Source organism: Bradyrhizobium sp. UFLA06-06, assembly GCF_054820065.1.
Genome location: NZ_JADFUD010000025.1, coordinates 111,520 through 118,737 on the forward strand (window position 1 = coordinate 111,520; position 7,218 = coordinate 118,737).

The window sequence follows — 7,218 nt, forward strand, 5'->3', positions numbered from 1 at the left end:
AGACGCTTGTCGCACAAAAATGAGGAGGACGCCCGGCGTCAGCTTTCCAGCGCGATGGCGTGAACGAGCCGGCCGTAATCGGCTTCCTTGCGATGCACGGAGCGGCGGTAGCTGAAGCAGCGCTCGTCGGAATAGGTGTCGATGCCGAGATCGTCGATCATCAGCACGCCGGCATTTTCCAGCCGCATGCGGATGAAGCCGGCAAGATCGAACATCGCGTGTCCGTCGCGTTCGGCGGGCATGAAGAACATGCCGTTCTCCGCATCGGCCTCGATGAAGCGTTCGACGAATTCGTTGCCGACCTCGTAGGACTCCTTGCGGATCAGCGGGCCGATCGCGGCGACGATGCCGCCGCGCTCCGCGCCGAGCTTCTCCATGGCGTCGATGGTCGATTCCAGCACCCCGGTCAGCGCGCCCTTCCAGCCGGCATGCGCCGCGCCGATCACCCGCGCATTGGGATCGACGAACAGGATCGGGCCGCAGTCGGCCGTCGTGACCGATATCGCAAGGCCCTCGGTGCGGGTGACGAGCGCGTCCGCCTTCGGGCGCACGGCGCCGTTCCATGGACCGGTCACGACCACGACGTCAGGCGAGTGAACCTGATGCACGCTGACGAGGTGATCGAGCGGCACGCCGAGCTGCGCCGCCATCCGCCGCCGGTTCTCCGCGACCTTGGCCGGATCGTCGCGCGAGCCGAGCCCGCCATTCAGCGCGGCATAGATGCCCTCCGACACGCCGCCCTCGCGCGAGAAGAAGGCATGGCGCAGGCTCGGAATGGCCGACAGCAGCGGTGATCCCAATGTCATTGTTCGGTCTCGTCAGGCTGATCGCTCAATCCGGCGATCGAGGTGAGGCGCGGGTCGGAGATGGCCATGACCTTGAACATCGAGCCCATCCCGCCGCGCCCGGAATCGGTCAACCGCTTCAGCGCGCCGGCAATGTCGGCGGAGACTTCGGGGCTTGCTTTCGCCATCAGTCCGGCGGCGCGGGCCTCGACGCCGAGACGCTTGAGGAAGTCGCCCTGCGTCGCCGGTCCGTGGACGCGCGCGCCTACATCCTCGGCGGCCCGCGCCAGGGCCTGGAAATCGACATGCGCGGTCACGTCGGCCTGTCCCGGGTTCTTCAGCGGGTCGGCGAAGCTGTGGCGTGCGATCGCCTGGAAGGTGTCGCCGGCGTCGCTGCGCAGATGGCCGTAATCGATGATCAGCGCGGCGCCGTCCTGGTCGCGCAGCCGCGTAGCCAGCTTCATGACCTCGTTGTCGGGCCGCCATTCGAACACCGCGCCGAGCGGGGCGGCGCGCACCAGCGGCGGCAGCAGCACCTCGAAATGCGGTGTCGGCTCGGGGGCGGGAGCGAAATACAGGTTGCCGTTGGCATCCATCCCGACCGTGCGCTCGTGCCAGCCGGTCTCGCGCCGGACCATCTGGTGGATCGGCAGCACGTCGAAATATTCGTTGGCGAGGATCACCGCCGGTCCCTCGGGCACGTCGTCGATGCTGTCGTGCCAGGTGATATCGCGCACGCCCGTCAGCGTCGCGTACTGCTTCTCGCGCAGCACCGGATTGACCTCGACGAGGTGGATGCTGAGCGACTGGTAGAGCGGCGGCAGCACGCGAAGCGCGCGCAGCGCGTCCGCCATCATGGTGCCGCGGCCGGGGCCGAGCTCGATCAGGCGGAGCGTCTCAGGCGAGCCGATCGCGCGCCAGATCGAGGCGCTCCACAGCCCGAGCAGTTCGCCGAACATCTGGCTGACCTCGGGCGATGTGGTGAAATCGCCCTCGCGGCCGAGCGGATCGCGCGACAAATAGTAACCGTACCGCGGATGCATCAGGCACAATTCCATGTAGCGCCAGACCGGCATCGGCCCGGACAGCTTGATCAGCTTCCTGATCTCATCCAGCAGCGGGGAGGGTTCGCTCACGGCCTTCCTTGGATTGCACTTGCTTTGGATTGAACTTGTTCAGGTTGAACTCGGCGCCGGACCGCCCGCCCTGCGGCGGACGGCGGCCGTGATGAGGATAACGCCAACGATGATCATTGGCACCGACAGCAGCATGCCCATGGTTAATCCGCCCCACAGGAAGCCGAGCTGCGGGTCGGGCTCCCTGAAGTGCTCGCCGATGATTCGGGCAACGCCGTAGATCGCAATGAAGCTGCCGAGGATCAGGCCGGGACGCTTGAGCGCCCCCATCCGGATCATGACGGCCAGCGCCGCAAACAGCACGATGCCTTCAAGCCCGGCTTCGTAGAGCTGGCTCGGATGGCGCGGCAGCGGCCCGCCATTGGGGAAGATCATGGCCCAGGGCAGGCTCGGATCGGCGTGACGGCCCCACAATTCGCTGTTGATGAAATTGGCGAGCCGGCCGAGGAACAGCCCGATCGGCGCGACCGCAGTGGTGATGTCCCCGAGCGACAGGATCGGGATGTCGTTGCGGCGGGCAAACAGCATCACCGCCGCGACGCAGCCGAGGAAGCCGCCGTGGAACGACATGCCGCCCTTCCACAATTCCAGGATTTCGGCCGGATGCGCGATGAAGAAGGGCAAATTGTAGAACAGCACATAGCCGGTGCGGCCGCCGACGATGATGCCGATGGTGACCCAGAGGATGAAATCGTCGAGTTGCGGCAGCGTGATCGGCGCCGGGCCGCCCCACAGCCGCTCCTTCTTGATCAGCGAGCGGGCGTAGATCCAGCCCAGCACGATGCCGACGATGTAGGCCAGCGCATACCAGCGGATCACGATCGGCCCGAGCGAGAGCGCGACGGGATTGAATACCGGAAAGTCGATCAGCAGGAACGGCATCGTGCGTCTTGAGACTCAGCTCACGAGGTTGCGGCGGTAAAGCGCCAGCAGCCGCTCCCAGTGGCGTTCGGCGGCGTCGCGGTCATAGACCGGGCGCTTGGGGAACGCAAAGCCGTGATGCGTGCCGGGATAGATCTCGACCTCGTTGTTCGATCCCCTCATGCCGGCCTTCACCCGCTCGATGATGTCCTGTGGCGCGTAGATATCGGTCTCGGCGCAGGCGAAATAGAGTTCGGCCTTTGTCTTTTGCGCGGCAAGATGCGGACTGTCGGGCTGGTCGGTCGCCAGATGCGTGCCGTAGACCGAGGCGGCGGCCTTGACGCGATCGCCGAAATGCGTCGCCGCGTTCACGGCGTAGCGGCCGCTCATGCAATAGCCGACGGTGCCGATGATGCTGGTGTTCGCCGCCTTCTGCGTCTCGGCATAGGCGAGCAGGCCTTTGGTGTCTTCCATCACCAGCGGAATGTTGAGCGAGTGCATCAGCTCGAACATGCGCTTGCGTTCGGGCGATTCCGGATCGGGATTGATCGGACCGAGCTCCATCACGCCGGCGCGGTAATACATATTGGGCAGCATCACATAATAGCCTGACGTGCCGAGCCGGCGCGCCATGTCGCGCAGCTCCTCGCGGATCGCCGGCGCGTCCATGTAGAAGATGACGACGGGGAAGGGGCCGCCGCGCTCGGGATGGGTGATGAAGGTGGTGGTCTTGCCGTCCTTGGTCGGGATCTCGACGGTCTCTTCGATCATGGCGTTTCTGCTCGCGTTATGTGTGCGATTTCTGTTGTGAGTTCATACGATTGCAAGGAAACCGGAGCATGACAAGGCAAGCCTCGGGAGGCCTGCCATTCGCGGCGGACTTGAACCGGATGGCTGAGATCGCCATTGTCTTTGGCGCGAGGCCAGTGAACGCGGAGAGTTTTGCGAGATGACCCAGACCAGCAACCGGTTTTTCGATGAGATCGGCCGTCTGATGAACGATGCCGCGGGCGCCGCCCAGGGCGTCAAGCGCGAGGTCGACACGGTCATGCGCAACCAGGCCGAGCGGATCCTGCGCGACCTCGACGTGGTCAAGCGCGAGGAGTTCGACGCGGTCAAGGACATGGCCCGCCTGGCGCGCGAGGAGAACGAGGCGCTGAAGGCGAGGATCGCGGCGCTGGAGGCCAAGCTCGGCGGCTCGGCGGGCTGAAACGGCAGCCGGCCGCAGGGCCTTTCCGGCACTTCCACCTCCAACCTGGCGGCCTTTGCAGTGCCGAAGATGATTCAAGACGCCAAAGATGGGTATCTGCGGGAGACCCGGAGATTGCTTTCGGACCATCCAACTGAGCTCCGCATATTTGAGGAGCTATGGGAGGCTGAAAAGTATCGGCAAGCGTACCTAGTGGTGGACAAGGCAATAAGGAACTTGGGGTTGGCCCGCACCGAGGAGGGCGAGAAGGCGGATGAAGAGTTCTACTGGACATTCGTAAACTGACAGAGCCGCTCGGTCGGCCGGGGACGCGCGAAAAAGAAAAATCCCTTCATTTCCTTGTCATTTCGGCCCTTTGGGGCTAAAAGCCCGCCACGTCCGCGGCCCCCGCACCCCTGGAGGCTTGCTGTGGACCTGAGCATGGGCCGCGCTGCGGCCTTTAACTTTTTAAATACAAGGACTTAACGCTATGGCGACCGTCAAGGAATTGAAGGCGACCGCGCGTCCGAAGAGCGGCAAGGGGGCCGCCCGGGCAGAGCGTCGCGCCGGGAGAGTTCCCGGAGTGATCTACGGAGACAACCAGCCCCCGGTGACCATCTCGGTCGACGATCGTGAACTGCGCCAGCGCATCCTGGCGGGCCGGTTCCTCACCACGCTGTTCGACATCGATATCGAGGGCAAGAAGCATCGCGTGATTCCGCGCGACTACCACCTCGATCCGGTGAAGGACTTCCCGCTCCATGTCGACTTCATGCGGCTCGGCGAAGGCGCCACCATCCGCGTCAGCGTGCCGCTTCACATCGTGAACGGTGAAAGTTCGCCGGGCGTCAAGCGCGGCGGCACCGTGAACATCGTCACCCACGCGCTCGATCTCGAGTGCTCGGTCGACAACATTCCGCAATACATCGAGGCCGACGTCGGCGCGCTGGAGATCAGCTACTCGCTGCATCTCTCCGACGTCAAGCTGCCCACGGGCGTGAAGTCGCTGACCCGCGAGGACGCAACCCTGGTCACCATCGTGCCGCCGTCCGGCTACGCCGAAGAGCAGAAGGCCGCGGCTGCGGCGGCTGCCGGTGGCGCTGCTCCGGCCGCGGGTGCTGCAGCTCCGGCCGCTGCGGCGGCTCCGGCTGCGGGTGCTGCGGCTCCGGCCGCGGGTGCCAAGGCTCCCGCCGGTGGCGACAAGAAGAAGTAATCGATCAGGTCGGCGCGCGATCGTCTGATGGCGCGCCGACGCGGGATGCCGCGCCATGCGCCTTTTTGTCGGTCTCGGTAATCCCGGCGCGAAATACGCCAGCAACCGGCACAATATCGGTTTCCTGGCGGTCGACGAGATTGCACGGCGTCATGGTTTCGCACCATGGCGCCGTCGCTTTCAGGGCGAGACCTCCGAGGGCGTCGTCGATCGTGAGAAGGTCGTGCTGCTGAAGCCGGCCACCTACATGAACGAGTCCGGGCGCGCGGTGCAGGAAGCGGCGAACTTCTTCAAGCTCGCGCCCTCCGACATCACCGTGTTCCAGGACGAGCTCGAACTGCCGCCCGCCAAGGTGCGGGTCAAGATCGGCGGCGGGATCGCCGGCCACAACGGCCTGCGCTCGATCTCCGCGCATATCGGCAACGAGTATCGGCGGGTGCGGCTCGGGATCGGTCATCCCGGCGTCAAGGAGCTCGTGCACAGCCACGTGCTGTCGGACTTCGCCAAGAGCGACCGGGCGTGGGTGGAGGCCTTGTGCCAGGCCGTCGCCGACAATGCCGGCCTGCTGGCTGCGGGGCATGACGCGTCGTTCGCCAACAAGGTGCATCTGACGATGCAGTCCAAGGGATTTTTCGACAAGGGTGAGAACGGCGGCGAGAAGCCGGCCTGATCTCCCTTAATCGTCATCGGCACGAGCCCGCCATGACGAACCAGAGATTATTGAGGAAGACATGGGATTCAAATGCGGGATCGTCGGGCTGCCTAACGTCGGCAAGTCGACGCTGTTCAATGCGCTGACCGAGACGGCGGCCGCCCAGGCGGCGAACTATCCGTTCTGCACCATCGAGCCGAATGTCGGCGAGGTCGCGGTGCCCGATCCGCGGCTGGAGAAGCTCGCGGCGGTCGCGAAGTCCGCGCAGATCATTCCGACCCGGCTGACCTTCGTCGACATCGCGGGCCTCGTCCGCGGCGCGTCGCAGGGCGAAGGCCTCGGTAATCAGTTCCTCGCCAACATTCGCGAGGTCGACGCCATCGCCCATGTGGTGCGCTGCTTCGAGGATTCCGACATCACCCATGTGGAGGGCAAGATCGCGCCGCTCGCCGACATCGAGACCATCGAGACCGAGCTGATGCTGTCCGACCTCGACAGCCTGGAGAAGCGCGTCGACAACCTCTCGAAGAAGGCCAAGGGCAACGACAAGGAAGCCAAGGAGCAGCTCGAGCTCGTCAACCGCGCGCTGGTGCTGCTGCGCGACGGCAAGCCGGCGCGTGCGCTGGAGCGCAAGCCGGAGGAGGAGCGGGCGTTCCGTATGCTCGGGCTCCTGACCTCGAAGCCCGTGCTCTACGTCTGCAACGTCGAGGAAGGCTCGGCCAAGGACGGCAACAATTTCTCCAAGGCGGTGTTCGAACGCGCCAAGGAGGAGGGCGCGGTCGCGGTCGTGATCTCGGCCAAGATCGAATCCGAAATCGCGACGCTGTCGCGTGAAGAACGCACCGACTTCCTGGAGACGCTGGGCCTGGAAGAGGCCGGGCTCGATCGGCTGATCCGTGCCGGCTACCGGCTGCTCGACCTCATCACCTATTTCACCGTCGGCCCGAAGGAAGCGCGCGCCTGGACCATCGACCGCGGCACCAAGGCGCCCGCCGCCGCCGGCGTGATCCATACCGATTTCGAGAAGGGCTTCATCCGCGCCGAGACCATCGCCTATGCCGATTACATCGCCGGCAACGGCGAAGCCGGCGCGCGTGATGCCGGCAAGCTGCGCCTTGAAGGCAAGGAGTACGTCGTCGCCGACGGCGACGTCATGCATTTCAGATTCAATACCTGATCGCACTGTTCAGCCGCGCAAGAAGCGGCAGCGAATTCGGCACCGCTCTATCCCCACGTCGTCCCAGGCAAGCGAAGCGCGACCCGAGACCCATAACCACAGGGTTGCGTTGTTGAAGCGAGCTGTGGCCCAGCTCGCTCCATCGCCACGTCCTGTGGTTATGGGTCCCTGCTTTCGCAGGGACGACACTGAGTGTGCGGGTGGC

The 7,218-nt window shown here is 64.9% G+C and carries 9 protein-coding genes; 5 read left to right on the forward strand and 4 right to left on the reverse strand.

Annotated features, from left to right (window positions below; translation table 11 throughout):
• Positions 1-38 precede the first annotated feature (38 nt).
• From pgeF to IF803_RS22205, 4 genes are all read right to left on the reverse strand, one after another.
• Positions 39-806: a peptidoglycan editing factor PgeF gene (gene pgeF, locus IF803_RS22190; RefSeq protein WP_461193469.1), complete on the reverse strand. Its 768-nt coding sequence runs from the start codon at positions 804-806 to the stop codon at positions 39-41.
• On the reverse strand, positions 803-1,861 hold the full coding sequence (locus IF803_RS22195) for a class I SAM-dependent methyltransferase (RefSeq protein ID WP_461193473.1): 1,059 nt from the start codon (positions 1,859-1,861) through the stop codon (positions 803-805). Before IF803_RS22195 ends, pgeF begins: the two co-directional genes overlap by 4 nt.
• Positions 1,862-1,960: 99 nt before the next feature.
• Positions 1,961-2,803, reverse strand: coding sequence for a prolipoprotein diacylglyceryl transferase (gene lgt, locus IF803_RS22200; RefSeq protein WP_461193470.1), 843 nt, complete (start codon positions 2,801-2,803; stop codon positions 1,961-1,963).
• Positions 2,804-2,818: 15 nt separating this feature from the next.
• Positions 2,819-3,553, reverse strand: a complete 735-nt coding sequence (locus IF803_RS22205) for a dienelactone hydrolase family protein (protein WP_461193471.1) — start codon at positions 3,551-3,553, stop codon at positions 2,819-2,821.
• A 178-nt stretch (positions 3,554-3,731) separates the two neighbouring features.
• Here IF803_RS22205 and IF803_RS22210 point away from each other — a divergent pair, with 178 nt between their 5' ends.
• From IF803_RS22210 to ychF, 5 genes are all read left to right on the forward strand, one after another.
• On the forward strand, positions 3,732-3,992 hold the full coding sequence (locus IF803_RS22210; protein ID WP_038388183.1) for an accessory factor UbiK family protein: 261 nt from the start codon (positions 3,732-3,734) through the stop codon (positions 3,990-3,992).
• Between the two features lie 60 nt (positions 3,993-4,052).
• On the forward strand, positions 4,053-4,277 hold the full coding sequence (locus tag IF803_RS22215; protein WP_461193472.1) for a hypothetical protein: 225 nt from the start codon (positions 4,053-4,055) through the stop codon (positions 4,275-4,277).
• Between the two features lie 184 nt (positions 4,278-4,461).
• Positions 4,462-5,184 carry a 50S ribosomal protein L25/general stress protein Ctc gene (locus IF803_RS22220; protein ID WP_028344324.1) on the forward strand — a complete coding sequence of 241 codons (723 nt, stop codon included), beginning with the start codon at positions 4,462-4,464 and terminating at the stop codon, positions 5,182-5,184.
• 55 nt (positions 5,185-5,239) lie between these two features.
• A complete protein-coding gene (gene pth / locus IF803_RS22225) occupies positions 5,240-5,854 on the forward strand; it encodes an aminoacyl-tRNA hydrolase (protein WP_028344325.1) in 615 nt (204 codons plus the stop codon).
• Between the two features lie 61 nt (positions 5,855-5,915).
• Positions 5,916-7,013, forward strand: coding sequence for a redox-regulated ATPase YchF (gene ychF / locus IF803_RS22230; protein ID WP_018269814.1), 1,098 nt, complete (start codon positions 5,916-5,918; stop codon positions 7,011-7,013).
• The last annotated feature ends 205 nt before the right edge of the window (positions 7,014-7,218 follow it).

Coding starts and splice junctions, on each gene's coding strand:
- IF803_RS22220 (WP_028344324.1), top strand. CDS start 4,462: ATGGCGACCGTCAAGGAATTGAAGGCGACCGCGCGTCCGAAGAGCGGC.
- ychF (WP_018269814.1), top strand. CDS start 5,916: ATGGGATTCAAATGCGGGATCGTCGGGCTGCCTAACGTCGGCAAGTCG.
- IF803_RS22205 (WP_461193471.1), bottom strand. CDS start 3,553: ATGATCGAAGAGACCGTCGAGATCCCGACCAAGGACGGCAAGACCACC.
- lgt (WP_461193470.1), bottom strand. CDS start 2,803: ATGCCGTTCCTGCTGATCGACTTTCCGGTATTCAATCCCGTCGCGCTC.
- pgeF (WP_461193469.1), bottom strand. CDS start 806: ATGACATTGGGATCACCGCTGCTGTCGGCCATTCCGAGCCTGCGCCAT.
- IF803_RS22210 (WP_038388183.1), top strand. CDS start 3,732: ATGACCCAGACCAGCAACCGGTTTTTCGATGAGATCGGCCGTCTGATG.
- IF803_RS22195 (WP_461193473.1), bottom strand. CDS start 1,861: ATGCCGGTCTGGCGCTACATGGAATTGTGCCTGATGCATCCGCGGTAC.
- pth (WP_028344325.1), top strand. CDS start 5,240: ATGCGCCTTTTTGTCGGTCTCGGTAATCCCGGCGCGAAATACGCCAGC.